Origin of the sequence: Burkholderia sp. Bp9142 (assembly GCF_003853415.1) — a bacterium.
GTDB lineage: Bacteria > Pseudomonadota > Gammaproteobacteria > Burkholderiales > Burkholderiaceae > Burkholderia.
Genome location: NZ_QTPP01000017.1, coordinates 110,037 through 135,315, shown reverse-complemented (window position 1 = coordinate 135,315; position 25,279 = coordinate 110,037). Strand labels below are relative to the sequence as shown.

Below are 25,279 nucleotides of genomic sequence, written 5' to 3'. Positions count from 1 at the left end.
TGTGAAGGGTGCGCGGCTGCCGGGCGGTCGATGGGTGTCGTGTTCGAGGGTGAGCAACACGGCTGACTGCCGCGCACCTTTGCAGATGCCGACACACACGCTTGCATGCATGAGTGGCATGCGTGCGTGTCGATGTCGATGTCGATGTCGATGTCGAACGGTGAGCAACGCCATCCGGTGACACGCACGGTTACGTTTCGATCATTACCGTGATCAGCATCGTGTTGAAATCGAACGGTGAGTTGCATCCCGCATCGATGCACACCGATTGAATCTCACCACTGTGCGGGTAGGCCAACCAGTACGGGTCGCGAGGCAGTGCGAATGCGCCGCCGTGCTGTGTCCGATTCACGTTTGCTTCGCACGCGAGTGACGAGAGATCGGCGCATGCCCATGCATGCGGTAATTCCGCCGGCGCATTCGCGCCGTTTCCTGCGAAGATTGATCGGTGAGATGCAGGGCGTGAAGAATCACACCGTCCAGCACAGAATGCTCGACTCCCGAAAACACTCACCTCAATACGCGGCTCCCGAATTTCCTCACCGTTGAGCACAGGGGACGCGCTCGATGCTCGATCGGGCGCGTCCACGCGTCAGCCATCGTGCTGCGTCACAGCCCGAGATCGGACAGGCCGGGATGATCGTCCGGACGGCGGCCGAGCGGCCAGTGGTACAGGCGATCCGCTTCGCGAATCGGCAGGTCGTTGATGCTCGCGTGGCGATGCGCCATCAATCCGTTTTCGTCGAACTCCCAGTTTTCGTTTCCGTACGAGCGGAACCAGTTGCCGGCGTCGTCATGCCATTCGTAGGCGAATCGCACCGCGATGCGATTGCCGTCGAACGCCCACAGCTCCTTGATCAGCCGGTAGTCGAGCTCGCGCGTCCATTTCCGCTGCAGCAGGCCGACGATCTCGTCGCGGCCCGTCACGAACTCCGCGCGATTGCGCCACCGGCTCTGCGGCGTATAGGCGAGCGAGACGCGCTGCGGGTCGCGCGTGTTCCACGCATCCTCCGCGGCGCGCACTTTCTGGCGCGCCGTGTCGAGCGTGAAGGGCGGAACGGGCGGACGGACTTCCGGGGAAGCGGACATGGGATGCTCCTGTTCAAGGTTCTGGCCGCGCACGGACGCAGCCGGTTGGGACGTACTACTTCGACGCTCGAGACAGCGTATCGAGCAAGAGTTCCGCCGTTGCACGCGCATCGCGCGCGGCGATTGCATCGCCGCTGACGAGCGCCACGCCGATCGCGCCGTCGATCAGCACCAGCCATTGACGCGCGAGGCGGGCCAGGCCGCGGCGCTCGATCGAGGCGTCATCGGCATACGCGTCGAACCGCTCGCGCACGAACGCCAGCAAGCGCGCCTTGTGCATACGCGCGACGACGCGCACCGGATCGTCGACGTCGGCAATCTCGCCGGATGCGTTCAGGAATGCGCAACCGTGAAAATCGGGCTGCGCAAACCAGTCGCGCAGCACATCGAACATGCCGAGCAAATGCGCCCGCGGCGACGTGCCGCGCGCGAGCGTTGCATCGACGAACCAGCGCATCCAGCGTTCGTCACGGCGCTCGAGCGCGGCGACGACCAGCGCCTCCTTCGATTCGAAATGCGAATAAAAGCTCTTTCGCGCGGCGCCGGACCGCTTCACGATCGCATCGACACCCGTGGCGTGGATGCCGCCCGAGTAGATCAGCGCTTCGGCCGCGTCGAGCAGCCGGTCGCGGACGGCCGGTTCGCCGGAGAGGTCATCATGTGTGTTCATGGGTTTACGGTAGAACGATCGTTCTCCCTCGTCAACCCCCGCGCGAAATGGCCCTGTCGGCGGGAGGGCCGAACGCCGCCCGGTCCCGATGGCGGGCCGCGCGTTCCAGGCGGCGTTTACGACATTTTTTCTTGAAGCGAACACAGGGCGCTCACTACACTTCGCTCACCCAGTCTGGGCGAAAGGACATCATGCAGCGACCGGAATCCGCACGCTCCGCGCGTGCCTATGCGGCTTATGCCAAGCGGCTCGATGGCCGCGTCGTCGTACGGCGTTTCGATCCGCGCAGCGATTCGTATGAATCGCTGACCGCGTTGCTGCATCGTGCGTACGCGCATCTCGGCGCCGCGGGCTTCAACTGTCCAGGTGTCGACCAGCCGGCGTCGGTGACGCGCGAACGCATGCTCGCCAGCGAGTGTTTCGTCGCGCTCGGCAACGCGCACCTGGTCGCGACGATCACGATGCAGCCGCACGATCCCGATTCGCGTTGCGACCCGTACCGCAGCCGCCGCGTCGCGACGCTCGGCCAGCTGGCCGTCGATCCGGTCTGGCAGGACCGCGGCATCGGGCGGGCGCTGCTCGCGTTCGCGCAACGGCGGGCCGCCGCGCGCGGCGCGACGCACCTCGCGCTCGATGCGCCGCATGCGGCGATCCGGCTCGTCGATTTCTATCGCCGCGAAGGGTTTCAGTTGATCGACGTGATGCGGTTTGCGGGACACTGCTACGACAGCGCGATCCTGTGCAAAGCCGTCGGTGTGTCGGGCGAGCGGATGCCTGCATCCGACATGACATCGATCCACGTCGCGCGGCGTGCCGGCGCGGCGTCATGAGACACGATGCCGACGACGATCGCGCGCGGCTTGCCCTGCGGCATGCCCGCACGCGGGCGGCACTGCACATGCGCGGTCTGTTGAAGCTGACGGCCGTCACGATCGCGGTCACGCAAATACTGACGCTCGGGTTCGACGGCCTGCTTGAATGACTCGGCTTCGCGCCGGAAGCCGCGACGTTGCTGCTGTTCCGCTTCGTCACCTGCGCACCGGGTCAGCTTCTGGCTTCAGGCCGACGCATCGCGTGCGTATCGGCATGCGGCGCAACACGGACTCGTGACCGTTTCCGGAATGCATGGCGATCTGGTCGAAATCGCCCCGCAATGCCCGAAACGCTGGCTCGTCGTGTTGAGTCTGCAGCTCGAACCGCGATGGTTGAACGGTGAGCGGATCAAATAGCGGGCAACGCACCGATCGATGCCGACCGGCAGGTTGACGGGTGAGCTCGCACGTCATTGATTGCCTCACGCATCGACGATGCGCTGTGATCGCGCTGCATGGCGATGTGTTGCTGCAGGAGCACGGCAAACCATGACAAGCAGGTGATGCGGCGAGGGCTCGCTGTTCAAGCACGGCAAGCGAAGAACGGAAGGCCGGGAAGAAAGACATGCGCCGGGCGACGCGACGGAAGGGATGCGGTGCGCCCTGGACGGGTGAGGTGCACGCGCGATTGACTGTCACCGACGCGCACCGCGGAATCAAAGCGTGATCGCCCTCGTTTCGCAAACCGGAAGCTGCGTGCAACCGGTTGCATTCCGCGCCCAAGCGCGCCACGAAAGCGTGATCGCGCCGCCATTCGGCACGCGAGCACGGCTCCCGAATAGTCTCACCTTACGCGTTTGTCGAGGCTGACGGGCCCCGACAAACGCTCATGCCGGCACGAGCGGCGCAGTCGGCAAACGCGCCGAGCCGCCCGGCCGGCACTCAGACCGTCCAGTCGAGAATCACCTTGCCGCTTTCACCGGACAGCATCGCGGCGAAGCCCTTCTCGTAATCGTCGGCCGCAAAGCGATGCGTGATGATCGGCGACAGATCGAGGCCGCTTTGCAGCATCGCGACCATCTTGTACCAGGTCTCGAACATCTCGCGACCGTAGATGCCCTTGATCTCGAGCCCCTTGAAGATCACCTGGTTCCAGTCGATCGCCGTCTGCGCGGGCGGAATGCCGAGCAGCGCGACCTTGCCGCCGTGATTCATCGCCTCGAGCAGGCTCGTGAACGCGCTCGGCACACCCGACATCTCGAGGCCGACGTCGAAGCCTTCCGTCATGTGCAGGTCGGCCATCACGTCGCGCAGCGACTCGCGCGCGACGTTGACCGCACGCGTCGCCCCCATCTTGCGCGCGAGTTCGAGCCGATAGTCGTTGATGTCGGTGATCACGACGTTGCGCGCACCGACATGCTTCGCGATCGCGACGGCCATGATGCCGATCGGGCCCGCCCCGGTGATCAGCACGTCCTCGCCGACGAGATTGAACGACAGCGCGGTGTGCGTCGCGTTGCCGAACGGATCGAAGATCGACGCGAGATCGTCGGAGATCTCGGGCGGAATCTTGAACGCGTTGAACGCGGGAATCGCCAGATACTCGGCGAACGCACCCTCGCGGTTCACGCCCACGCCGACGGTGTTGCGGCATAGATGCCGGCGCCCCGCGCGACAGTTGCGGCAGAAACCGCACGTGATGTGGCCTTCGCCGGACACGCGATCGCCGATCGCGAAGCCGCGCACTTCCTGCCCCATCTCGACGATCTCGCCGACGTACTCGTGACCGACATGCATCGGGACGGGAATCGTCTTCTGCGCCCAGTCGTCCCACTTCCAGATATGGATGTCGGTGCCGCAGATCGCCGTGCGGCGAATCTTGATCAGCACGTCGTTGTGTCCGACTTCGGGGCGCTTCACGCGCGTGAGCGTGAGGCCAGGGCCGCGTTCGAGCTTTGCCAGTGCTTTCATGGTCGCGCCTCCGTCAGACGATGCCGAGCGACTTGCCGACACGCACGAACGCGGCGACCGTCTGATCGATCTGCTCGGGCGTATGCGCGGCGCTCATCTGCGTGCGGATGCGCGCGCGGCCGCGCGGCACGACCGGGAACGAGAAGCCGATCACGTAGACGCCTTCGGCGAGCAGCTTGTCGGCCATGTTCGTCGCGAGCTGCGCGTCGCCGAGCATCACCGGGATGATCGGATGCGCACCCGGCACGAGCGTGAAACCCGCGGCGGTCATCTGCTCGCGGAAACGCACGCCGTTCTCGCGCACGCGTTCGCGCAGCGTCGCACCTTCGTCGCTGCCGAGGAGCTCGAGCACCTTCAGCGACGCCGCGGCGATGCTCGGCGTCAGCGTGTTCGAAAACAGGTACGGGCGCGAACGCTGGCGCAGCAATTCGACGATCTCGCGCCGGGCCGCGACATAGCCGCCCGATGCGCCGCCGAGCGCCTTGCCGAGCGTGCCGGTGATGATGTCGACGCGACCGTCGACGCCGCAGTGCTCGGGCGTGCCGCGGCCATGCGCGCCGATGAAGCCGACCGCGTGCGAGTCGTCGACCATCACGAGCGCGCCGTAACGATCGGCGAGGTCACAGATGCCTTTCAGGTCGGCGATGATGCCGTCCATCGAGAACACGCCGTCAGTCGCGATCAGCTTGTGGCGCGCGCCCGCTGCGTCGGCTTCCTTCAGCTTCGCCTCGAGGTCGGACAGGTCGTTGTTCTTGTAACGGAAACGCTTCGCCTTGCAGAGGCGAACGCCGTCGATGATGCTCGCGTGGTTCAGCTCGTCGCTGATCACCGCGTCGTTCTCGTCGAGCAGCGTCTCGAACAGGCCGCCGTTCGCATCGAAGCAGCTCGAGTACAGGATGCTGTCCTCGGTGCCGAGAAACGACGCCAGCGCGCTTTCGAGCTGTTTGTGCACGGTTTGCGTGCCGCAGATGAAGCGCACCGATGCCATGCCGAAACCGTCCTCGTCGAGACCGGCCTTCGCCGCGGCGACGAGGCGCGGATCGTTCGCCAGGCCCAGATAGTTGTTCGCGCAGAAATTCAGCACGCCGGCACCGCCGGCGAGCCGCACGGCCGCCGCTTGCGGGCTGGCGATCTCGCGCTCGGTCTTGTAAAAACCGTCCGCGCGGATCTGGTCGAGCGTCCCGCGCACCTGGGCGAGAAAGGCATCACGCATCGCAAAGCTCCTGACAGGGATTCGCACTCCGCCGCGCGCCACTCGTGGCGACAGCGCAACGGCCTGCTACTGTTATAGTCGGTCGTTCGATTGACCGCATTTATCCGATATTCCGAACTAGTATTCGAAATATCGAACAACTCTAAGCGAACGGAAACCAAATGGCAAGTTCCTCCGCGTCGCGGCGCACGCCTGCCGGCGCCGCACCGCAGCCGCCGGGCGTGACGCCGCCGCGGGTCGGCGAGCAAATCCAGCGCCTGCGCAACGAGCGCAAGCTGACGCTCGACGACCTGTCGCGCGCGGCCGGCGTATCGAAGTCGATGCTCTCCGAAATCGAACGCGACAAGGCCAATCCGACGATCGCGGTCGCGTGGCGGCTCACGAACGCGCTCGGCATCACGCTCGACGAACTGTTCTCGCAGCCGAAGGCGCCGGAGACGATCCGCGTGGACGGCCCGCACGACATTCCGACGCTCGCCGGCCACGATGGCCGCTATCAATTGCGCGTATGGGGCCCGATCGACCTGGCCGGCAAGTTCGAGTGGTACGAACTCACGCTGCCGGGCGGCGGCGCGCTCGTGTCGAACGCGCACGAACCCGGCACGCGCGAGCACCTCACCGTGCTGCAGGGCGCGATGGAAATCGAAGCCGCGGCGGCGAGCCGGCGCCTGAAGGCGGGCGACACCGCACGCTACCCGGCCGACGCGCCGCACGCGATCCGCAACCCCGGCAAGGCCGAGGCGCGCGCACTACTGATCGTGATTCATCGCTGACGATGCGGGTAGCTGGCCGAAAGGCCAGTTGCGGAAAGTACTGTATGTTTGTACAGTAAACGGACATTCCGCCATGCATGGCCGGGGTCGGCGCACCGAGGCGCCTGCTCCGGTCGACAGGAGCCTGCGATGACAGAAGAACAAGATTTGGCCGCGCTCAGCTTCAAGGCTGCCGCGCACGACCTCGAGCTGATCGTTCGCCATATAGCCGGGCGCTACATCCATCAGCGCGTCCCGCTGTCGTGGCGCCTGCTGCACGCGATCGAAGCCGAGGCGCTCGCCGATCTCGGCTTTGCCAGCCGGCACGATGCCGGCATGCGCCAACTGTTCGAACGGCCGTCGGACATGACTTTTCCCGAAACGGACGATCCGATCGACTTCGGCCGGTCAAATGCGCTGCCCGCCGTGTTCTCGTTCGCGGTCCTCGCATATGAAGCCGCGGCCAGGTCGCAGGAAACAGCACCCCGCGAGCGCGTTCACCGTCCGTCCAAGGCGTGGGGCGACTGACGTCAGGCCCGGGCCGTCCGACATCGCGGCCGGCTCCCGCATCCTGCTGCCCGCGACGTTGCGGAAAGGGCTACCATATACGCAACTAACGGAATAAATAACATGTCCCTTCCCACGCCATCCGACACCCCGGCATCCCTGGAAGCAAAGGATCTGTTCGACCGCGGCGCATCCGACTGGATCCTCTCGCCCGAAACCGCATTCGACGCATGGCTTGCCATGCAGGACTACCGCCGTTCGTCAGCCGACGTCTATCGCGCACAATGGGGCGCCTTTCTCGCGTGGCTGCGGGTACACCAGAAAAACCTGGCCACGGTCGATACCGCATCGATCGCGAACTTCGTCGGCGAGCTTCCGATCCGGAAAACCCAGCGACTGCGCTATTTGCGGCTGATCGAGCGCGTGCTCGACCACATCCGGCGCACCGAGTTCGCGTCCACCAATCCGGCACGCTTCATTGCTCAGGATGGCGAAGCGAACTGGCGCCAGGCACGCGACAACGAGCCGACCGGTTTCCTGACGCCGGCTGAACGCGCGAAGTTGCTGGCCTACCTGTTTTCGCCGATCGGCGTATCGGGCTCGGCCTACTGGAAAGAGCGGCGCGACCGCGCACTCGTCGCTGCGTTTCTCGGCGCCGGCGTGAAGACCAGCGAAGCACGCGCGCTTACGATTAGTTGCATCAATATCAGCGGAACGTCGCTGCAGATCCCGTCGACGCATCCTGATTTCTCACGCGAGACCCATCTGGCATCGTTCGCCATCGCGTTGCTCGAAGCGTGGCTCCTGGAGCGCAAGCGTCAGGAGATTCCCGGCGAGCTCGTGTTTCCGGCGTCGCACGCCGGGCGGCCGATGCACAAGGCGACGATGCTGCGCGCGATCGATGCAATCGTCGAATCCGCGGGGCTCACGTCGTCGCGCACCGCGCGCGCGAGTCCGCAAACGCTGCGCAACACGTATGCGGCCGAGCTGTTCGAACACGACGTGCCGCCCGAGCGAGTCGGCAAATGGCTCGGCTTCATGCGGCCGATCTCGTCGAACCGCCTGCATCGCGCGTGGAAGAACTGGCGCGATGATCTCGCGACTGGTGACGCGTCCGACCAGGACGACACTCACTGATGCCCAGCCGGCTGCTCACGCGACATGATCCGTGAGCAGCCTTGTGCGGCGTAGCCTCACCATTTCACAGCTCCCGAAAAACCTCACCTCACGCGTCCCGGATTCCCTCACCTGTGAGATCGCCGTGCCGGCTGACGCGTCAGTCGCGTGCAAAACGCGCGACCGCTTCGAATCGGGAAGGCCAGGGCCCCGACGCATGTTCGCATTCGGGGCACGATACTTCGAAGCCGTCGTCGCCATGCGACAGTTCCGGTTCGCCGTCGCAATGCGGGCACTGGTTCGGCACCGGAATTTCGTGGTCCAGCGACGTACCGATCGCGGCAAATGCTTCCGCATCCAGTTGACCCGCATCAGCGAGGCGCCGGATCAGCGCGGCGATCTCCGGATTCATCCCGCGGCTCGCGCGCAGCACGTTCACATCGCGCGTCGCGCGTTCCAGTTCATCGCCCTGGCTGCGCAACTGTTCCTCGAGCCGGTCCGCACGGGCCTTGGCTGAACTCAGTTGCTGAAGGAAATCGAATTCCTTGCGCTGCACGTCGCGCAAACCGCTCTGGTAGGTCGACGCCATGCTGCGCAGCGAGTCCAGCTCGACCAGCATCGGTTTGACGCGGCGCTCGGCTTCGGCCACCGCGTCCTTGATCTGCTGCGCGTAGTGTTCGGTGCGCTGCTGCAATTCGGCTTGCAGCGTATCGATGCGGTCGCGCAGCGCGGCGTTCTGCGTTTGTTCGGCGTCGACGCGGCTGGCCATCGCGGCCAGTTCCTTCTCAAGTCGAGTGACGGTGGTGAGCAGCGTCGCTTCGTTTGCCGAACCGTGCGTCGATTGCGAGGCCAGCTGCACCTCGAGCTCGGTCACGCGCGCCTGCAGCTGATCGTTGCGGGTTTCACTGCGCGTCAGCGCGCCTTCGAGCGTTTCCTGGCGAACCGTTGCGTCGCGCAGCCGCTGTTCCGCGTCCGTCACGCCGGCGCGAACCTGCTCGCGGTCTATGTCGAGGCTTTCCCTGGCCGCCTTCAACGCTTCTTCATATAGTGCGCCGAGCAATGCGCCGGCCTTTTCCTCGACCGCTTTCGGAATCGCCGCTCCGTCGAGCCGCACTTTCGACGCGGAGCGAATCCGTTCCCAGAAATGGTCAATGTCCTTCGGAATGTCGCTGGCGCTGCCGGTCTGGGTCAGATCGCGGACATTGGCGGCCGACGGCCGGATGCCGAGATCAAAGAACAGGCGCTTGCAGGCATGCAGCGACAACTCCTGGCGCCGTGCACCGCTCGCGCGCAGCGCTTCCAGTTCTTCACGGATGACTTCACGCATTTCATCCAGCGTCATGGCAGGGACTCACAGACATTGAGATGTTGCGATCATAACGAAATACGTATTTTTTGATACTTGTTTTCGTTGACCGTGGCAAATTTGCGTCGCTGCGTACAGAAATCGGGGCTGTGAGCCAATCCGGACGAAGCAGCGCTCCAATTCCGTGAAACAAAGCGAAGAAGGTCAGCTAAGTCCTTGTACTGCAAGCATTTCTGAGTAGGCCCCGAAAAAGTGCATTTGTTTCACATGACGCGCGTCATCGTAGCCTGCCGGTGTTCGGGGTTTGGGGTCTCTGTGGAAAACTCGACGACCGTTGTCTTGAGAGTATTAGAAGTAAACACCCTTGAACCCTTAGTTAAAAACGTTAACGCCACGGCACAGCCTTATGTAGCAAGGCTTTCCGGTCGACAAGGTGAAGTTTTACGGGAACCAAGGTGATGTTCTGCGGGAGCTGAAGTGATGGGGTTCGGGGATCTGCGTGAGCCGATGCGGGAAAGGTCGTGAGCGGATTCGGGATCACAGTGAAACACGAGGTTTCCCAAAGGTGAGGTTTTTCGGGGCCGCGCGGCCACAGAACCCGCGCGGTGCCTGAGCGTACAGTTTTCTGCCTGTGCAGACACAGGTGAGAACTTGCGGGACCTTCTTCGTGCCCTCATTCTGCCCATCTTTTAGGCAGTTTTCATGAAAGGTGAGGTTTCACGGGACGCCACAGGGATTTGCTGTGAGGATTTCCGGGAAGCGACCGTCATTTTGCACAGCAAAAACGCCCTGTGGAGCCGGTGATGTCCTAAAGGTGAGGCTTTTCGGGAGCGAAATACGGGTTTTCCTGCCCGGATCCCGTTCAGGTGAGCTTTTTCGGGGCCGCAATCACAGGCCGCCGGGCGCAGCATAGGTGAGCCTTTTCAGGAGCGCTATTTGCTCAAAAGTTAGTCAAAGGTGAGGTTTTTCAGGGGGCGTCACAGGGCGAATTCGCTGAAAAGCCCGCCGGGACTGGCAGAAATCTGATTTTTGCTGTGCCACTTTTTGGCACAGGTGAGAATTTTCAGGAGTCGACACACAGTCGCCGCATAGGCCTGGATGCCGGAAAGGTGAGGTTTTTCGGGGGATGATCGCCGGTCAGGGCGGAACGCCTGCTGCGCATAAGTATCGGATGCCATTGACATTTTTGATACCGCGGCGGTTACGGTGAGATTTTTCGGGAGTCGCTTCCGCATCCGTTGGAGCGCCGCTTTTTGCACTAAGGTGAGGCTTTTCGGGAGGTCCCGGCAGCTGATCCCGCATGTGTCGGGGATTCGTCGGTATCGGGGTCACAGGATTCCGAGCTGCTGAGGTGAGAATTTTCGGGACCGAACGGTTTCGGTGCACTGTACAATGCGCGCCCGGGCCTGTGAAACGGCTTCGATCGACGTCGCGGGGCCGTTTTGGGCGCGGGTTTTCCGGATTCCGGATGCGGTCGCGATCTTCCGGCCAGCCGCGCCTGTACATGCATACAGGCCGGTACGGGCGGTCCGCCCGATGTCATGACGCCCAGTGGCGACCCTGTGACCGGGACCCGGAAGCGCAGTCGTAAAATTACGACAAATTGAAAGGTGAGCTGATACGGGAGCAAGTTTCGCACGTGTCGAGCACAGGCAAAAATCTGTGAATCCGCGCATCCCGCGACACGTCTGGACGAGTCCGAAACGCTGTAAATCCGGACTGGTGAGGGTTTTCAGGAGAGGGTTGGGGTGAGTGCCGTTTTGTACGTGCACTTCACCGGCTATGGTGAGCATGTCGTTCTGGACGCACATCACCACAGGCGCTATCCTTCCGTGAAACTTCTCCTCCGACCCGACGCATGGCCACGAAGCGCGCCAAGAAAACCGATGTGGATGTGGTGAGTGCCAGTTCAGCCGAATTGCGTAAGGCCGTCGAGGCGATCGCAATTCAGCCGAAAAGCGGCAAGATCACGCTCCTGACCCGCAAGCTGTTCAACGTCCTGCTCGCCGTCGCGCAGCAGGCCGACGACTCGGGCGATACCTACCGCGCGTTGCTGTCGGATATCGTCGCCAACTCCGCCTTCGATTCGAACGACACCGCACTGGTGAAGGAACACCTGCGCCGCATGGTGTCGGTCCAGGTCGAATGGAGTACGGGGACGTCGAGCCAGAAGCCGGGCCGCAAGTGGGGGATCTCGACGCTGATCGCCGATGCCGAAATTCTCGAGGATCCGGCCACCCGTCGCGTGTGGGTCGAATTCTCGTTCGCACCGAAGATCAAGAAGAAGCTGCTCGACCCGGTCCAGTACGCGCGTCTGAGCCTGCAGTTCCAGAGCCAGTTGCGCAGCAGCGCCGGTCTCGCGCTCTACGAAATCTGCGTGCGCTACCTGACGAACCCGAGCCACCTGACGATGCGCGAGCCGTGGGAATGGTGGCGGCCGATCCTGTCGGGTACGCCCGATACGGAAGCCGGCGATGAGGCGAAGCGCGAGTACAAGTACTTCAAGCGCGACTATCTGCGTCCGGCGATCGCCGAGGTCAATGCGGTCACCAACATCTTCGTCGAGCTGATCGAGCATCGCGAAGGGCGGCGGGTCGCGGAAATCCAGTTCCGCGTGACCGAGCGCAAGCAGCCGATGCTCGCGCTCGACGAGCATCCGAACGTGTTCGACAGCACGCTGGTCGACCGGATGGTCAAGCTCGGGATTCCGCTCAAGGAAGCGCAGACGCTCTACGCGGACAGCGAGGAAAACCGGATTCGTGCCGCCCTGCAGATGACCGAACAGCGGATGCGCAGCACGACGCTGCCGCCGGTGCGCAGTGCGCCTGCGTTGTTCAAGGATGCGCTGAAGAAGGGTTATGCGCCGCCGGTCGAGTCCGTCGACGCACTGCCTTCCGGCACGCCTGTCGCGAAGGTCGTCGCGGCGCAGCCGGATGATCTGAAGGCACGTCTGTTGAGCGAATTCGCGGCGTTCCGGCGCAAGGAAGCGAAGGTGCTTTACGAGGAGCAGGGCGACGCGGAGCGCGAAGTGGCGCGCGAGTCGTTCGAGTCGGAAGTGTTGCCGACGATGGGCTCGCACTTGCGTGACGACTGGCGCAAGCGCGGTCTCGATTCGAAGCTGGCCGAGACGGCGTTTTTCGACTGGCTGGCCCAGAAGACCTGGGGCGAGCCGACCGACGGCGACCTGCTGTCGTTCACCCTGAATCAATCGCGGGCCGCCTGAGGCCCGTTCAGGCCCCTCTGACGGGCCGCCGCCGGCCGCCCGCTCAACCGGCGGGCCCGGCGTATCGCCAGGCCCTGCCGGCCGTGTCCATCACTCCGACAACAGCATCCGCTCGAGCTGCTCGAGGATCGTGTCGCGCTTGTCCTTCGGCAGGCCGCGCAGGCGCAGCTCGATGCGGTCTTCGCCATACGACTTCAGGTCGCCGACCGACTTGCCGCCGAGCTTGATTTCGAGACGTTGCGCATAGCGCTGGCGGCCCGCCGGCTTCGGCGTCTCCTGCGCCGCGACGCGGCCCTTGACGATGTCCGACACCTGGCGCGTGCTGAGATCGTCGGACACGATCTTGTTGATCAGCCGCAGCGTTGCCTCGGTGCCGCGCGCATTGTGATAACGGCCGACCTGATACGCCATGTTCGAACCGAAGCGATCGGGGCGCGCGACCATCTCCTGCATCACGGATTCCGGCAGCTTGCCGATCGACAGCGCAACCGCGACCGTCGACTCGTCGAGGCCGAGATGTTCGGACAGTTCCTTCTGACTCTGGAAGTGCTTGTCGTCGAGGAAGCGGCGCCACACGACGGCGTTGTCGAACACCGTCTGCGAATCGCGTTGCACGTTCAGGTCGTAGCCGAGCTTGTAGCTCTGGATCCCGATCGGTACGTCGATCACGATCGCCTTCACCGACTCCTTGTTCGCTTCCTTCAGCGCGCGCACGCGACGGCCGCCGTCGCTGACGAAATACGCACCCGGATTGTCGTAGTCCGGAATCACGTGGATCGCCTGCTGTTGCCCCTGCTTCGCGAGGTTGACCGCGAGCTCGGCAATCGACGACTTCAGATAGAAGTGCCGCGGGTTGAACGGACTATGCTTGATCGCCTTCAGCGACAGTTCGATCACCTGGCCGGGCGCATAGCGATTCTCGAGGCGCCACGCGCGATATTGCGGCGACTCGTCGGTTGACGGATCGAGCAGGACTTCCGGAGTCGGCAGCGGCGTAATGTCCTTCTTGGCGGACTTCGTCGGGGCCGGCGTGGCCGTCTCGGACTTGACGATGCCGTCGATGGCATTCAGCCGATCAAGTGCCGTGCGCTTCTCGCTCGTCGTGATGTCCGGGCGCGCTTGGAATCCTTTTGCAAATTGGGAGGGTTTCATGTGACTCCTTTATGCGCATAAAGTCAGGGCAGCATGGCGACGATTTCGTCGGCACATGCGCGGATTTCCGCGGCGGCCAGCTTGGCGCCGCGATCGTTCATCTGCAGCACGGTTTGACCGAGCGCCATCGCTTGCTTGTACGCTTCCCGGGTCGGGATTTGCGTCTTCAACAACGGGAAGCCGAGTTCCTCGAGCGCACGCTTGAGCTCGCGGGTCAGCATGCGCTTCTCTTCGGTCTTGTTCAGCAGGAAGACGGCGCGGAGGTCTTCATTCATCACCTGCGCCTGCTGGATCAGCTTGACCAGCCCGACGCTCGACCAGTAGTCGGCCGGCGACGACGAAGTCGGGATCACGGCGATCGATGCGGCCAGCAGCACGACGCCGGAGACCTTCTCGGTGATCGACGGCGGGCAATCGACGACGATGATGTCGTAGTCGTTGATGAACTTCTTGATCTCGCGATGAATCTGCCCGCCGGCTTCGGCGAGGTTGACGACCGGGAAAGGGATGCCGGCGTCGCTGTCACCGGATGCGCTCGACCAGTGAACCAGTGTGTTTTGACCGTCTGCGTCGATGACGAGGACGCGCTTCCCTTTCTCATGGAATGCCGCGCCCAGGTGCATGGCAATCGTGCTTTTGCCGACGCCACCTTTTTGTTGAGTGACTGCAATGATTTCCGCGGCCAATTTTCACTCCTGTTTTTGGTCGTTGGAATTCTACAGGACGATATTTATATTTCAATGAAATTGTCGTTCACCAGCTACGCGTTAGCCATTCGGGCTATCCGGTTTATGCGCATAAACGGATGGGGGATGCCGGATGGCTGGATCGGCTGGAGGCGAGATTGCGGGGAGTCGATGATGAGTGGAGGGATATTCGCCCCGGCTGACGTTTCGGGATCGTGTTCGAGATGCCGATCGTTGCGATGTATCCGGACCTGCCCTTCCCTTCGTTGACGGAGGGCGCTGCTTTGGTGAAGGCGGAGTTTGTGCGCATAAACTCCGCGGCGCCGGCGAACCTCTACGAGTTGGAGTCCTCGCTTGAGCCCGTGTCCGGATGACGAATTCTGCCCGCTCAGGCCGACGCGATAGTCGCGATACGCGTCGTGTGCCGCAACAAAGCGCTGGCCATCTCCAATGTTTATGCGCATAAACCATCGAGAGGATCTGCGGCCGTTAGCGGTCGCACGTTGGCAGGCCAAAGTCGACCCGCGACGATGTCCCCGACACCAACGCTATCGCACCGCTGATCACGCGAGGCATCGAAGTGCGCAGGTCGGCCGCGATGTTGGTGGCCCTTCCCACCACGGGGAAGAGACAGCTTTATGCGCATAAAGCCAACGATCGATCAACCGGAATGCGGCGCCCGGGGCGCGGCTTGCACTCGCCATTGCGATGCGTCGTTATTCCCCGTCCGCTATTCGCCAGCGAAGACGGCTCAGGTAATCGCCCGCGCAACGCACTTTATGCGCATAAACGGATCAAGCGCGTTGCGCGTTCGGCAGCACCATCGACGCGCCCCACACGTCACGCGAGTCTTCAATTCCCCTTTCCTCACGTGCGCCACCCTCACCGAAGCGCCCGCAACCAGACTGGCTACAATACGGGCCTCTCCCATCCTGGCCTGAATGATGATCACGATCTATCACAACCCCCGCTGCTCGAAGTCCCGCGAGACCCTCGCACTGGTCGAGACGCTGAACACCACCGGCACGTCGGTGAATGTCGTCGAGTATCTGAAGACGCCGCCGACGGCCAAGGACCTGGAAACGCTGCATCGTCAGCTTGGGTGCCCGGTGCGCGACATGCTTCGCGACGGCGAGGAAGCGTACAAGACGATGGATCTGGCGCGCGCGAGTCTGACCGATGCGGAGGCCTACGAAGCGATCGCCGCCCATCCGATTCTGTTGCAGCGTCCGATCGTCGTGTATCGAGGCAAGGCCGCCATCGGCCGGCCGCCCGAGTCGGTGCGCGCGCTCTTCGAATAATTCTTGTTCGGTGTATTTTTCTTATCGCATCATCCCGGCGTGACCGCGCCGGGAATGAGTGGCTGAATTCGCAATTCGCAAGCCGCAAGCCGCAAGCCGCAAGCCGCAAGCCGCAAGCCGCAAGCCGCAAGCCGCAAGCCGCAAGCCGCAAGCCGCAACCGACCACCGCGGCCGCGATAACCATCGGCCGCTCACAGCGACAATCAACGCGTCGGGATCGGCCGGCTGAATTCGAGTACCGCAACCGCAACCGTCCACCGTGGCTGCGCTGCCCGCAGCCGCCAAATGAGCCGCTCGAAGCGGTTATCACAGGACGCGCCGGATCGCCCCACTGAATTCGCACACCGCGAACGCCTTCCGACGCCGCGCAGCGAGCAGCCCGTATTCGATGCCCGCGAGCCACCTCCAGCGTCAACCCTTCGACGTCAACAACGACATCGCCCGCTGCAACGCCTGACCGCACACCGACGTCGGCAACTCAGCCCTGCCCGTCGCCCGACGACTCATCCCGATCGCCGTCCGCTTCATCCCCCGCACCCCGCCCCGCCGCCGCATGCGCCGCCGCCCGCAGCAGCGCGATCTGCCCGCGATACGCCCGGCATCCGCTGCAAGTCGGCAGATGCACGCGCACCTGCATGCGCTCATGCAGCGTCAAGGACCGGTCGAGCGCATCCGACAGCAGTCGCGTCACGTCCCTACATTTCCCCGGCAGCATCTTCGGTCGTCAGTCCTTGTTCGCTGAGGCAGGTGCGCAGGCGCGTGCGCGCCCGGTACAGCAGCACGCTGCAATGGTTCGTCGTCAACGTCAGCTCGCTGCAGATGTCGGCGATCTCGACATCGAGGAATTCGCGCATCATGAATACGCGCCCGATGTGTTCCGGCAGATGGTCGAGGCAGACCTGGAACAGTGTCCAGAACTGCTGTTGCTGCAATACCGTCTCGGGGCGCGGCCACGGCCGCGGCTTCGCGTGCGCGGCCCAATGCCCGTTTTCCTTGAACAGCTCGCGATCGAGCGCGGATTCGCCGTCGAGCTCCGCATCGAGCGCGGACAGGCTCACCGTCCGCTGCCGCATGCGCAGGATGTCGATCAGCTTGTTGCGCAGGATCCCGAATACCCAGGTCTTGTGCGCGGACCGCCCCGCGAACTCGCCCGCGTGCGACCACGCGGCGGTCAGCGCTTCCTGCACGGCATCCTCGGCCGCATCGGCATCGCGTAGCTGGAGTCGCGCGAAGCGCAGCAGGTCGTGCCGCAGTTGCGCGAGATAGGCGGGGTTGTCGTACGCGGACGGCATGGCAGGTCGGGAGCCTTACGAAGCGGAAGCGATCGCGTGCGCCAGCGGGCGGACGCGTCGCGGTGCGAGCAGCTTACTGGGAGCGACGTCGTGCTGCAACGCATGTTCCGTCACGAATTCTGAAGCCGGCCGGCGCGCTGCGCTATGCTTGCCGGAACCCGCGTCGCGCGCTGCGAAATCCCGATGCGGGCGGTTTGTAACATCAGATCATAACGGTCAAGTTATCCACAATTTCTGTGGAAAACCTTGTGGAAAGTCGGCCGGCCGGCCCCGTGGGGCGGTTCGCGGGCTGGCTTGCCTATAAACAGACCTTTGTTGCCTGACCCGAATCAATCGATCCGATTCCTCACTCACCGGAAGGAGAAAGCCATGTCCTATCGTGTTGCAGTCGTCGTCGGCAGCCTGCGTCGCAGTTCCTCGAATCGCGCGCTCGCGCACGCCGTGATCTCGCTCGCCCCTGCCGATTTCGCGTTCGAATTCGTCGAGATCGGCGAACTGCCGCTGTACAGCCAGGACTACGACGCAGACTTTCCGGAAGTCGCGAAGCGCTTCAAGCAGTCGATCGAAGCCGCCGACGCGCTGCTGTTCGTCACGCCCGAGTACAACCGCTCGATTCCGGGCGTGCTGAAGAACGCACTCGACTGGGGCTCGCGCCCGTGGGGGCACAACTCGTGGTCCGGCAAGCCGGGCGCGGTGCTCGGCACGTCGCCGGGTGCGACCGGCACCGCGCTCGCGCAACAGCACCTGCGCAACGTGCTCGCGTATCTCGACGTGAAGACGCTCGGGCAGCCGGAAATGTTCATCAAGCATGACCCGGCGCGCATCGACGACCAGGGCCAGATCGTCAGCGAGGACACGCGCAAGTTCCTGCAGGGCTTCGTCGACCGCTACGTCGACTGGGTACGTATGCTGAAGTCGGCCTGATCGCCGTACTTCCCGCTATCGGCGCCGGACCGCGTGCCGCGGGTCAGGCGCCGGCGTGCCGCGCATCGCGCGCTTCGCGGATGCCGAGCAGGATCTCGTCGAGCAGCGCGATGTCGAACGGCTTCGACAGCACGCGCACGTTGACGGTGCGCGTGCGGTCGAGTTCTTCCGCGTAACCCGTGACCAGGATCACGGGCAGCTTTCCCGGCCGCTTGTCGATCGCTTCGGCGAGATCGATGCCGTTCAGGCAGCCCGGCATGTGGATATCCGAGATCACCAGGTCGAATGCGTCGTTCGCGGCCGCGCCCTCGATCAGGCGCAACGCGTCGTCGGCGGTAGGCGCATAGGTGACGCGGTGGCCGAGCAGCGTGATCAGCGCTTCGGTGCCGGCCGCAACTTCGCTGTTGTCTTCGACCAGCAGCACGTGCAGGCCCGCGAGCGCGCCCGTGTCGTGCGCGACGGCCTGCGGCCGTGCGACGATGTCCTCGACGCGTGCGCGCGGCAGGTAGAGGCGCACCGACGTGCCGGCGCCGACCGCGCTGTCGATCGTCGCGAGGCCGCCCGAGCGCTCGCAGAACGCGAACACCTGCGGGAGTCCGAGCCCCGTTCCCATGCCCTGCGCCTTCGTCGTGAACAACGGCTCGAACGCGCGCGCGAGCACGTCGGGCGCCATGCCCGAGCCCGTATCGTCGAGCGAGATCTGCACGAAGTCGCCGGTCAGCGGAAAGCCGTCGTCGCGGCGCAGCGTCACGTTGCGCGCGCCGACCGTGAAGCGGCCGCCGATCGCCATCGCGTCGCGCGCGTTGACGGCGAGATTGATCACCGCGAGTTCGAGCTCCGCGACGTCGACCCGGATCGGCCATACACCGGGTTCGATCGCGACGACCAGCGACGACTTCGACCCGAGCGACGTCTTCAGCAGCTCGCGGCACGTGCCGAGCCACTGGCCGATGTCGATCGTCTCGTTGTGCAGCGGCTGCTTGCGCGCGACGCCGAGCAACTGGCGCGTGAGCGACTGGCCGTTCTTCAGCGCGCGCTCGATCGCGCCGAGTTCCTTGTCGAGATGCTGGACGCCGCGTCGCCGCACGATCTGCACGTTGCTCGAGATGATCATCAGCAGGTTGTTGAAGTCGTGGGCGACGCTGCCGACCAGGTTGCCGAGCGCCTGCATCTTGCGCGACTGCCGGTATGCCGATTCGATCGAGCGCCGCATCGACGCTTCCGCCTGCCAGCGGTCCCAGGCCTCCTCTTCCGCCTTCAGCCGCTTCAGCGACAGCCAGATCACCGACCACAGCGCGATCGACGGCGCGAACATCGAGATGAACAGCACGCTCAGGTGTTCGTACCATTCACGCCAGATCGCCGACGTGCGGTACGCGCAGGTCACGTACACGGGATAGCTGCCGACCTGGCGGTACGCGACGATCTCGCTGGCGCCGTCGTGGCGCACGCGCACGACGCCCGCGCGCGGATCGTTGCGCGCGTTGCCGAACGTGGCCGTGCGATCGGTGTGCGCGAGCGATGGCGGCGGCGGATACGACGCGATCACCGCGCCGTCGGAGCGTGCGAGTGCCATCGTCATCGGCGTGGCGGCGCCGCCGAGGAGGTCGCGGTAGAACGCATTGAAATACGACGACTTCAGCGCGATCGACACCATCCCGGCGAACGAACCGTCGCTATGGCGTCGCGCGACGCCCGTGTTGAACACGGGAATGTTCTCGAGCTTGAGCGGCCCCATCATCAGCCGCGAGATGTGTTCGATGACCTTGCCGTCGCGAATGCCGGCGAAGTCGTCGCGGTTCGCGATCGATGCATAGGGCGCCGGATAGTAGAGGCTGTTCGCGAGCAGCATCCCGCTCGCGCCGAAGATCGACACCGCGGCCACCTGCGGATAGCCGCCGCCGATCGTGTTCAGCGCGTCGTGGATGTCGGATTCCTGGCGGCGCACGGTGGCGTCGTCCATGTCCTGCACGAGGTCGACGATGCGCGCATCGAGCGTCTCGCTCAGGTCGAACACCTTGAGCGCATGCTCCTCGGCGACGCGCACGGTACGCATCGTCACGTCGCTCGCCGCGGCTTCGCGTGCCTTCAGGTCGTTGTACGCCATGACCGACACGTAGATGCACGGCAGCACGATCGCCGCGATCAGCAGCACGATCAGCGTCACGCGCCGGACCGCGAAATCGTGCTCGGGCGCGCCGGACGCATAGCTGCCGTCATCCTGCCAGTCGTCGGCAGGTGGGGAGGCAGGCGGGCGGGAGTCGGCGGGACGTTCGGACGTCATTGAAGAAGGAAGAAAGCGGGTCAGGCTGAGGTGTTCAATCATAAACGAGTTGCGCCCGCCCGCCGCACCCCGGCACGGACGGGCAACCTGATGATTCCGACAGGGGCGGATTGAAAGTTTGAAAACGCTATGAATCCGGCAGCGCAAACGTACACAAAGAAAAATTTTGCGTGCTTATCTCAAAAATGGTCGCGGCTGTTTTCGGAATACCGGGCAATCGGATCGATTCTGTTCGAAATGGTGGAAATGGCGAGTTGCACCGCCTCCGGTTTACTCCGAGAATCGCGCCTTGCTTTCCCTATGACAGATATATGCGCCCGCCGGCGTTTTGCGGCGCGGTGTGTCGCGTGCCACGTGCCGCGGCGCCCGCGCGCGGCCGCACGGTGGCTGCCGCGCTTTGATCGTGTGGCGCCTCAAGAAACGCGCCGCGCGGTCGTTAACGCGAGAGAGACCATTCCGTATACCGCTTCGCCGCCATGCCTTTGCCGATCGTGATCGCCGACGATTCCTTGCTCGCTCGCAAACTTCTGACAAAGGCACTGCCGGGAGACTGGGACGTCGATGTCGCGTATGCGGCGAATGGTCGCGAGGCCCTGGCGCTCTATCGTGACGGCAAAGCTTCCGTGATGTTTCTGGACCTGACGATGCCCGACATGAACGGCTATCAGGTGCTGGAGACACTGCGCCACGAAGATCTGAACACGTTCGTGATCGTGGTATCCGCCGATATCCAGCCGCAGGCGCAAGCACGCGTGCGCGAGTTGGGCGCGATCGCATTCGTTGCCAAGCCCGTGACGTCGGAGGCATTGCTGCCCATTCTCAAGGAGTATGGGTTGTATGCCTGAATCGGTGTTCACGGCGGAGCAACGCGATGCGTTGCAGGAGATCGCCAACCTCGCGATGGGCCGCGCCGCCGCACGGCTCGCGTTGCTGCTCGGACATTTCATCGAACTGTCGGTACCGCGCGTGCGCGTCGTGAAGGCCGCCGATGCGGGTGACGCGCTGCGCGAGATGACGGGCATCCACGAGAACGTGACGGCCGTGCGCCAGGGCTTCCGTTCCGACATCAAGGGCGAGGCGATCGTGCTGTGCCGCAGCGCGGGCGTCGCGCGGCTGATGTCGCTGATGGATCGCACGTTCGGCGACGGCGTGTATGCCGGCATGGCAACGCAGGACGAAGTCGTGTTCGACGTCGCGAACGTGCTGATGAGCGCGTGCGTCGCGTCGATCCTCGACGAGCTCGGCCGCAAGCCCGTGTTCTTCCCGCCGGGGCTGCTCGGCGCGAACGTGTCGTTCGACGACGTGTTCCAGCCGCACGCGCTCGCATGGAACGTCGCGCTGCTGCTCGAAGTGAATTTCGGACTCGAGGATCATGCGTTCCGTGCACATTTCGTGATGCTGATGGCCGAGGATTCGATCCGGCTGATGGGCGATGCGCTCGACGCGTTGCTGTCCGCGCTATGACTGCTATCGCCACCTCCACCGCCGCGTCGCTGAGCGACCTCGTGATCGAACGGGTGGGCTTCGGCCTGTTCGTGCTCGACCGCACGATGACCGTGCTGATGTGGAATCGCTTCATGCAGGACCACAGCGGCATCCCGGCTGCCGACGTGATCGGCCGCAACCTGTTCGACTGCTTTCCGGCGCTGCCGCGCGCGTGGCTCGAGCGCAAGCTCGAGAGCGTGTTCCAGCTCGGCAGCTTCGCGTTCAGCTCGTGGGAGCAGCGGCCCTACCTGTTTCGCTTCGAGCACGACCGGCCGATCACCGGCGGCGTCGACTACATGCAGCAGGACTGCACGTTCATGCCGCTCACGCGCGGGCGCGAAGTCGAGGCCGTCTGCGTGACGATCTCGGACGTCACGCACGTGAGCGTGATGCAGCGCGAGCGCGAGGAGGCGGTCGCGAAGCTGCGCGAACATGCGAATCGCGACGGCCTCACCGGCATCGCGAATCGTCGTTTCTTCGAAACGCGGCTCGGTGACGAGTTCGCGCGCTGGCAGCGCTACGGCGGCGACCTGTCGGTGCTGCTGTTCGACCTCGACCACTTCAAGACGATCAACGACCGGTTCGGGCATGCGGCCGGCGACGCGGTATTGCGCGAGACGGCGCGCCGCGTTGCGTCGATCGTGCGCGCGCAGGATACCTTCGGCCGTTTCGGCGGCGAGGAATTCGCGCTGCTGCTGCCCTGCACGAATCTCGACGAGGCGATGCGGGTGGCCGACAAGGTGCGCGACGCGATCGGCGGCACGCCGGTCGACGCGGAAGGCGTCAGCGTGCCGGTGACGGCGAGCGTCGGCGGCGCGAGCGCGACGGCGGGCGCGCCGACGTCCGACGTGCTCGTCAACGAGGCCGACACCGCGCTCTATCGCGCGAAGCGGCTCGGGCGCGACCGGTCGATCGCGTACACGTAACTGCCGCGCCGCTGCGCCGCGCGCCGTTCAGCTTTTCGCGATATCGGCGAGCACGCCCGCCAGCACGGCCGGCTGCGACACGAACGGCGAATGGCTGCTGTCGAGCTGGTGCACGTGTGTCGGGTTGCCGGGCACGAACGTGTCGGCTTCGTCGATGAAGCGCTGCTGCAGCGCGGGCAGGATCACGCGATCCGCCAGGCACTTGATGTAGTGACGGTCGATCGCGCCCCAGCGTGCGGCGGTCGTCGGGATCGCGGTCGCGAACGGTGCGGCCGGCACGTCGCAGGTCATCAGGTTCGCCACCGCCTCGAAGTCGGCCTGCGGCACGTCGTCGTACAGCGCGCGCTTCGTCAGCTCGCGATACGCGGGTTCGCCGCTGCGCGGATCGATCCGCAGCGCGCCGGCGACGCGCGGGCTCGCCAGCATCAGCGGGCCCAGCATTTCACCCTTGTTCTCGGGCGTGCGCACGTAGTCGAGGCCCGGCACGCCCGACGCGGGCATGAACGCCGCGAGATAGACGATCTTCGCGATCTTCTCCGGCGCGCGTTCCGCCGCGGCCGTGATCGCGAGGCCGCCCATGCTGTGCCCGACGAGCACGACCTTGCCGCGGCCGAGCGCGTACGCGTCGTCGACGGCCTGCATCACCTGCGTCGCGTAATCGTCGAGCGTGGTATTCGCGACCGGCGACGGTTCGGCGCCGAAAGCGTCCTTGTCGAGCGGCCGTGCGAGATAGGACGCGGGAAAGCGGGCGTTGATGCCGTGCGCGGGCAGGTCGCGCGCGATCGACAGGTAGCCGCGCGCGGCCAGTGCGGCCGCGACGTGCGCATAGCACCACGCACCGTGCCACGCGCCGTGCACCAGCACGAAAACGGGATGGCCGGATTGCGGGGTGGCGGTTACGATCGTCTCCATGGTGTCCGTCTTTTTTTGAGAAAGAGGTTCATCTTAGACGAAGCCGCGCAGGCGCAGCCGCGTGCGTCCGGGCAGAACGCGCGGCCCGACCGTGCGCGTGCCTGGACCGCTTGTCGCAATGAGGCCCTTTTGTCTCGTACAGGCCACATTTCGTCCTGATCTGATTTGAATTTGCGCCGAAGCGCGCTAATTTGACACTTTGCTCCCGATTGCGCCCCATGAACGTCGACTACCTCTTCTACCGGCGGCCGGACAAGCCTGGCCCCTATTCCCTCGACGACCTGGGCGAGACCGCACCGCCGATCGGCCCGAGCGACGTGGTGCGCGCGGGGATCGCACGCGTGTTCGAGCAGATCGACTGGCAGGAGTCGCCCGACGTCCCGGGCGCGTGGTTCGGCACCGGCGGCCCGTCATTCCAGTTCACGGCGGAGCCCGATGGGCGCGTGACGAGCTTCATGGGCTCGCGGCTCGAGCGCCGTTCGATGCTGCAGCTGACCCGCGAAATGGGGCTCATCGCGCTCGATCTGCAGCGCGACATCGTCTACGGCTGACGGGCGGCGCGACGCCGTTCCACGCCGGGGCCGGCCACGCCGGCCCGCCAGCGTTCCGGCGGCCCGCCGGGCGCCGCGCATGTCCGCCATCGAACTTCAAAGATTGCTATACTTTCGCCCAATTCCGGCTTCCGGCCGGTAATTTGTGCCTGTCTGCGTCGATCGTTCGCATATCTCGCACGCATTTGACGCCCTGACCAACCCAGCCGGGCATGGCTTCTTCAATCGCCCCGCGTGGGTGTCTCCGTGGAGCTCGTCTTGGCCGTTTCCAATCTCGTCGTGGACGAACAAGAAACCGACGCCGCTGCCGTCACATCGGGCAGTTCTTTCTATCTGGCGATGCGCATCCTGCCGGCGGTGCAGCGCGACGCGATGTTCCAGGTCTACGCGTTCTGCCGCGCGGTCGACGACATCGCCGACAGCGACCTGCCGCGCGCTGAGCGCAACGCGGGCCTCGATCGCTGGCGCGCGGACATCGACGCATGCTTCGCCGGCCAGCCGCCGCGCCACCTGGTCGCGCTCGAGCGCGAGATCCGCGCGTTCGACCTGAAGCGCGAGGACTTCCACGCGATGATCGACGGGATGGCGATGGACGCGGCCGAAGACATCTGCGCGCCGGACGAACCGACGCTCGACCTGTTCTGCGATCGCGTGGCGAGCGCGGCCGGCCGTCTGTCGGTGAGGATTTTCGGGATCCCGGAAGCGGAAGGCATCGAGCTGTCGCACCACCTGGGCCGCGCACTGCAACTGACCAACATCCTGCGCGACATCGACGACGATGCGGCGATCAACCGCTGCTACCTGCCGCGCGAGCTGCTCGCGCGCGAAGGCATCGTGATCACCGATCCGGCGACGATCGTGCGCGACCCGGCGCTGCCGCGCGTCTGCGCGACGCTCGTCGAACGCGCGCTCGCGCATTTCCGCGCGGCGGACGCCGTGATGGATACCTGCACGCGTGCGCAGGTGAAGGCGCCGCGCATCATGTCGGGCGCGTATCGCTGCATTCTCGAGGCCGCGATCGCGCGCGGCTTCGCCGCCCCGCGCGCGCCGCTGCGCAAGCCGAAGGCGCGCATGCTGATGATCGCCGCGCGCTACGCGCTGTTCTGA

Annotated in this window: 25 protein-coding genes; 13 read left to right on the top strand and 12 right to left on the bottom strand. The window is 64.6% G+C overall.

The window, feature by feature from the left end:
- Positions 1-609: 609 nt before the first annotated feature.
- Together DIE22_RS20195 and DIE22_RS20190 are read right to left on the bottom strand one after the other, a co-directional pair.
- Positions 610-1,089 carry a nuclear transport factor 2 family protein gene (locus DIE22_RS20195; RefSeq protein WP_124498786.1) on the bottom strand — a complete coding sequence of 160 codons (480 nt, stop codon included), beginning with the start codon at positions 1,087-1,089 and terminating at the stop codon, positions 610-612.
- A gap of 55 nt (positions 1,090-1,144) precedes the next feature.
- Positions 1,145-1,759, bottom strand: a complete 615-nt coding sequence (locus tag DIE22_RS20190; RefSeq protein ID WP_124605965.1) for a TetR/AcrR family transcriptional regulator — start codon at positions 1,757-1,759, stop codon at positions 1,145-1,147.
- A 191-nt stretch (positions 1,760-1,950) separates the two neighbouring features.
- On the opposite strand from DIE22_RS20190, the gene DIE22_RS20185 reads away from it, so the two are divergent.
- On the top strand, positions 1,951-2,589 hold the full coding sequence (locus DIE22_RS20185) for a GNAT family N-acetyltransferase (RefSeq protein ID WP_124605964.1): 639 nt from the start codon (positions 1,951-1,953) through the stop codon (positions 2,587-2,589).
- On the top strand, positions 2,586-2,741 hold the full coding sequence (locus tag DIE22_RS38910; protein ID WP_260426733.1) for a hypothetical protein: 156 nt from the start codon (positions 2,586-2,588) through the stop codon (positions 2,739-2,741). Before DIE22_RS20185 ends, DIE22_RS38910 begins: the two co-directional genes overlap by 4 nt.
- A 772-nt stretch (positions 2,742-3,513) precedes the next feature.
- On the opposite strand, the gene tdh is transcribed toward DIE22_RS38910, so the two are convergent.
- Both tdh and DIE22_RS20170 read right to left on the bottom strand, forming a co-directional pair.
- Positions 3,514-4,542 (bottom strand): L-threonine 3-dehydrogenase, encoded by a 1,029-nt coding sequence (gene tdh / locus DIE22_RS20175; RefSeq protein WP_124498783.1) that lies wholly within the window; start codon positions 4,540-4,542, stop codon positions 3,514-3,516.
- Between the two features lie 13 nt (positions 4,543-4,555).
- Positions 4,556-5,755 carry a glycine C-acetyltransferase gene (locus tag DIE22_RS20170; protein ID WP_124605963.1) on the bottom strand — a complete coding sequence of 400 codons (1,200 nt, stop codon included), beginning with the start codon at positions 5,753-5,755 and terminating at the stop codon, positions 4,556-4,558.
- Positions 5,756-5,916: 161 nt separating this feature from the next.
- On the opposite strand from DIE22_RS20170, the gene DIE22_RS20165 reads away from it, so the two are divergent.
- The 3 genes from DIE22_RS20165 (at position 5,917) to DIE22_RS20155 (ending at position 8,151) form a co-directional block, all read left to right on the top strand.
- On the top strand, positions 5,917-6,528 hold the full coding sequence (locus tag DIE22_RS20165; RefSeq protein ID WP_124498781.1) for a helix-turn-helix domain-containing protein: 612 nt from the start codon (positions 5,917-5,919) through the stop codon (positions 6,526-6,528).
- Between the two features lie 129 nt (positions 6,529-6,657).
- On the top strand, positions 6,658-7,035 hold the full coding sequence (locus tag DIE22_RS20160; RefSeq protein WP_124605962.1) for a DUF2471 family protein: 378 nt from the start codon (positions 6,658-6,660) through the stop codon (positions 7,033-7,035).
- 102 nt (positions 7,036-7,137) lie between these two features.
- Positions 7,138-8,151 (top strand): tyrosine-type recombinase/integrase, encoded by a 1,014-nt coding sequence (locus tag DIE22_RS20155; protein ID WP_124605961.1) that lies wholly within the window; start codon positions 7,138-7,140, stop codon positions 8,149-8,151.
- Between the two features lie 139 nt (positions 8,152-8,290).
- Here the strand turns inward: DIE22_RS20155 and DIE22_RS20150 are convergent, their stop codons facing one another.
- Both DIE22_RS20150 and DIE22_RS20145 read right to left on the bottom strand, forming a co-directional pair.
- Entirely contained in the window at positions 8,291-9,472 is a 1,182-nt protein-coding gene (locus tag DIE22_RS20150) for a DNA-binding protein (protein ID WP_124605960.1), read from the bottom strand.
- Positions 9,473-10,413: 941 nt separating this feature from the next.
- On the bottom strand, positions 10,414-10,614 hold the full coding sequence (locus DIE22_RS20145) for a hypothetical protein (RefSeq protein ID WP_124605959.1): 201 nt from the start codon (positions 10,612-10,614) through the stop codon (positions 10,414-10,416).
- Positions 10,615-11,294: 680 nt separating this feature from the next.
- Here DIE22_RS20145 and DIE22_RS20140 point away from each other — a divergent pair.
- The gene (locus tag DIE22_RS20140) at positions 11,295-12,659 is read left to right on the top strand and encodes a replication initiation protein (RefSeq protein WP_124498776.1); all 1,365 of its coding nucleotides are present in this window, start codon (positions 11,295-11,297) and stop codon (positions 12,657-12,659) included.
- 90 nt (positions 12,660-12,749) lie between these two features.
- On the opposite strand, the gene DIE22_RS20135 is transcribed toward DIE22_RS20140, so the two are convergent.
- Both DIE22_RS20135 and parA read right to left on the bottom strand, forming a co-directional pair.
- On the bottom strand, positions 12,750-13,811 hold the full coding sequence (locus tag DIE22_RS20135) for a ParB/RepB/Spo0J family partition protein (protein ID WP_124498775.1): 1,062 nt from the start codon (positions 13,809-13,811) through the stop codon (positions 12,750-12,752).
- A gap of 23 nt (positions 13,812-13,834) precedes the next feature.
- Entirely contained in the window at positions 13,835-14,497 is a 663-nt protein-coding gene (gene parA / locus DIE22_RS20130) for a ParA family partition ATPase (protein ID WP_040138954.1), read from the bottom strand.
- Positions 14,498-15,441: 944 nt separating this feature from the next.
- Between parA and arsC the strand changes: the two genes are divergently transcribed.
- Positions 15,442-15,798: an arsenate reductase (glutaredoxin) gene (arsC, locus tag DIE22_RS20125; protein ID WP_124605970.1), complete on the top strand. Its 357-nt coding sequence runs from the start codon at positions 15,442-15,444 to the stop codon at positions 15,796-15,798.
- Positions 15,799-16,276: 478 nt separating this feature from the next.
- Here the strand turns inward: arsC and DIE22_RS20120 are convergent, their stop codons facing one another.
- On the bottom strand, positions 16,277-16,513 hold the full coding sequence (locus DIE22_RS20120) for a zf-HC2 domain-containing protein (RefSeq protein ID WP_124498774.1): 237 nt from the start codon (positions 16,511-16,513) through the stop codon (positions 16,277-16,279).
- On the bottom strand, positions 16,494-17,090 hold the full coding sequence (locus tag DIE22_RS20115; RefSeq protein WP_124498773.1) for an RNA polymerase factor sigma-70: 597 nt from the start codon (positions 17,088-17,090) through the stop codon (positions 16,494-16,496). The genes DIE22_RS20120 and DIE22_RS20115 overlap by 20 nt, the downstream gene beginning before the upstream one ends.
- A 369-nt stretch (positions 17,091-17,459) precedes the next feature.
- Between DIE22_RS20115 and DIE22_RS20110 the strand changes: the two genes are divergently transcribed.
- Positions 17,460-18,014, top strand: a complete 555-nt coding sequence (locus DIE22_RS20110; RefSeq protein ID WP_124498772.1) for an NADPH-dependent FMN reductase — start codon at positions 17,460-17,462, stop codon at positions 18,012-18,014.
- Positions 18,015-18,057: 43 nt separating this feature from the next.
- Here DIE22_RS20110 and DIE22_RS20105 read toward each other — a convergent pair whose 3' ends face one another.
- Positions 18,058-20,298: a hybrid sensor histidine kinase/response regulator gene (locus DIE22_RS20105; protein ID WP_124605969.1), complete on the bottom strand. Its 2,241-nt coding sequence runs from the start codon at positions 20,296-20,298 to the stop codon at positions 18,058-18,060.
- 476 nt (positions 20,299-20,774) lie between these two features.
- Here DIE22_RS20105 and DIE22_RS20100 point away from each other — a divergent pair, with 476 nt between their 5' ends.
- The 3 genes from DIE22_RS20100 to DIE22_RS20090 are packed head-to-tail and all read left to right on the top strand — an operon-like array spanning position 20,775 to position 22,709.
- Positions 20,775-21,143 carry a response regulator gene (locus tag DIE22_RS20100; RefSeq protein WP_040138947.1) on the top strand — a complete coding sequence of 123 codons (369 nt, stop codon included), beginning with the start codon at positions 20,775-20,777 and terminating at the stop codon, positions 21,141-21,143.
- On the top strand, positions 21,136-21,762 hold the full coding sequence (locus DIE22_RS20095; protein ID WP_124498771.1) for a chemotaxis protein CheC: 627 nt from the start codon (positions 21,136-21,138) through the stop codon (positions 21,760-21,762). Before DIE22_RS20100 ends, DIE22_RS20095 begins: the two co-directional genes overlap by 8 nt.
- Positions 21,759-22,709: a GGDEF domain-containing protein gene (locus tag DIE22_RS20090; RefSeq protein ID WP_124498770.1), complete on the top strand. Its 951-nt coding sequence runs from the start codon at positions 21,759-21,761 to the stop codon at positions 22,707-22,709. Before DIE22_RS20095 ends, DIE22_RS20090 begins: the two co-directional genes overlap by 4 nt.
- Before the next feature lie 27 nt (positions 22,710-22,736).
- On the opposite strand, the gene DIE22_RS20085 is transcribed toward DIE22_RS20090, so the two are convergent.
- A complete protein-coding gene (locus DIE22_RS20085; protein ID WP_124605958.1) occupies positions 22,737-23,621 on the bottom strand; it encodes an alpha/beta fold hydrolase in 885 nt (294 codons plus the stop codon).
- A 218-nt stretch (positions 23,622-23,839) separates the two neighbouring features.
- On the opposite strand from DIE22_RS20085, the gene DIE22_RS20080 reads away from it, so the two are divergent.
- Together DIE22_RS20080 and hpnD are read left to right on the top strand one after the other, a co-directional pair.
- On the top strand, positions 23,840-24,172 hold the full coding sequence (locus DIE22_RS20080; protein WP_124498768.1) for a hypothetical protein: 333 nt from the start codon (positions 23,840-23,842) through the stop codon (positions 24,170-24,172).
- 258 nt (positions 24,173-24,430) lie between these two features.
- Positions 24,431-25,279: a presqualene diphosphate synthase HpnD gene (hpnD, locus tag DIE22_RS20075; protein WP_124498767.1), complete on the top strand. Its 849-nt coding sequence runs from the start codon at positions 24,431-24,433 to the stop codon at positions 25,277-25,279.

What these genes read in the sequence shown, in the direction of transcription:
- DIE22_RS20195 (WP_124498786.1), bottom strand. Translation starts at nt 1,089, where the DNA reads ATGTCCGCTTCCCCGGAAGTCCGTCCGCCCGTTCCGCCCTTCACGCTC.
- DIE22_RS20190 (WP_124605965.1), bottom strand. Translation starts at nt 1,759, where the DNA reads ATGAACACACATGATGACCTCTCCGGCGAACCGGCCGTCCGCGACCGG.
- DIE22_RS20185 (WP_124605964.1), top strand. Translation starts at nt 1,951, where the DNA reads ATGCAGCGACCGGAATCCGCACGCTCCGCGCGTGCCTATGCGGCTTAT.
- DIE22_RS38910 (WP_260426733.1), top strand. Translation starts at nt 2,586, where the DNA reads ATGAGACACGATGCCGACGACGATCGCGCGCGGCTTGCCCTGCGGCAT.
- tdh (WP_124498783.1), bottom strand. Translation starts at nt 4,542, where the DNA reads ATGAAAGCACTGGCAAAGCTCGAACGCGGCCCTGGCCTCACGCTCACG.
- DIE22_RS20170 (WP_124605963.1), bottom strand. Translation starts at nt 5,755, where the DNA reads ATGCGTGATGCCTTTCTCGCCCAGGTGCGCGGGACGCTCGACCAGATC.
- DIE22_RS20165 (WP_124498781.1), top strand. Translation starts at nt 5,917, where the DNA reads ATGGCAAGTTCCTCCGCGTCGCGGCGCACGCCTGCCGGCGCCGCACCG.
- DIE22_RS20160 (WP_124605962.1), top strand. Translation starts at nt 6,658, where the DNA reads ATGACAGAAGAACAAGATTTGGCCGCGCTCAGCTTCAAGGCTGCCGCG.
- DIE22_RS20155 (WP_124605961.1), top strand. Translation starts at nt 7,138, where the DNA reads ATGTCCCTTCCCACGCCATCCGACACCCCGGCATCCCTGGAAGCAAAG.
- DIE22_RS20150 (WP_124605960.1), bottom strand. Translation starts at nt 9,472, where the DNA reads ATGACGCTGGATGAAATGCGTGAAGTCATCCGTGAAGAACTGGAAGCG.
- DIE22_RS20145 (WP_124605959.1), bottom strand. Translation starts at nt 10,614, where the DNA reads ATGGCATCCGATACTTATGCGCAGCAGGCGTTCCGCCCTGACCGGCGA.
- DIE22_RS20140 (WP_124498776.1), top strand. Translation starts at nt 11,295, where the DNA reads ATGGCCACGAAGCGCGCCAAGAAAACCGATGTGGATGTGGTGAGTGCC.
- DIE22_RS20135 (WP_124498775.1), bottom strand. Translation starts at nt 13,811, where the DNA reads ATGAAACCCTCCCAATTTGCAAAAGGATTCCAAGCGCGCCCGGACATC.
- arsC (WP_124605970.1), top strand. Translation starts at nt 15,442, where the DNA reads ATGATCACGATCTATCACAACCCCCGCTGCTCGAAGTCCCGCGAGACC.
- DIE22_RS20120 (WP_124498774.1), bottom strand. Translation starts at nt 16,513, where the DNA reads ATGCTGCCGGGGAAATGTAGGGACGTGACGCGACTGCTGTCGGATGCG.
- DIE22_RS20115 (WP_124498773.1), bottom strand. Translation starts at nt 17,090, where the DNA reads ATGCCGTCCGCGTACGACAACCCCGCCTATCTCGCGCAACTGCGGCAC.
- DIE22_RS20110 (WP_124498772.1), top strand. Translation starts at nt 17,460, where the DNA reads ATGTCCTATCGTGTTGCAGTCGTCGTCGGCAGCCTGCGTCGCAGTTCC.
- DIE22_RS20105 (WP_124605969.1), bottom strand. Translation starts at nt 20,298, where the DNA reads ATGACGTCCGAACGTCCCGCCGACTCCCGCCCGCCTGCCTCCCCACCT.
- DIE22_RS20100 (WP_040138947.1), top strand. Translation starts at nt 20,775, where the DNA reads ATGCCTTTGCCGATCGTGATCGCCGACGATTCCTTGCTCGCTCGCAAA.
- DIE22_RS20095 (WP_124498771.1), top strand. Translation starts at nt 21,136, where the DNA reads ATGCCTGAATCGGTGTTCACGGCGGAGCAACGCGATGCGTTGCAGGAG.
- DIE22_RS20090 (WP_124498770.1), top strand. Translation starts at nt 21,759, where the DNA reads ATGACTGCTATCGCCACCTCCACCGCCGCGTCGCTGAGCGACCTCGTG.
- DIE22_RS20085 (WP_124605958.1), bottom strand. Translation starts at nt 23,621, where the DNA reads ATGGAGACGATCGTAACCGCCACCCCGCAATCCGGCCATCCCGTTTTC.
- DIE22_RS20080 (WP_124498768.1), top strand. Translation starts at nt 23,840, where the DNA reads ATGAACGTCGACTACCTCTTCTACCGGCGGCCGGACAAGCCTGGCCCC.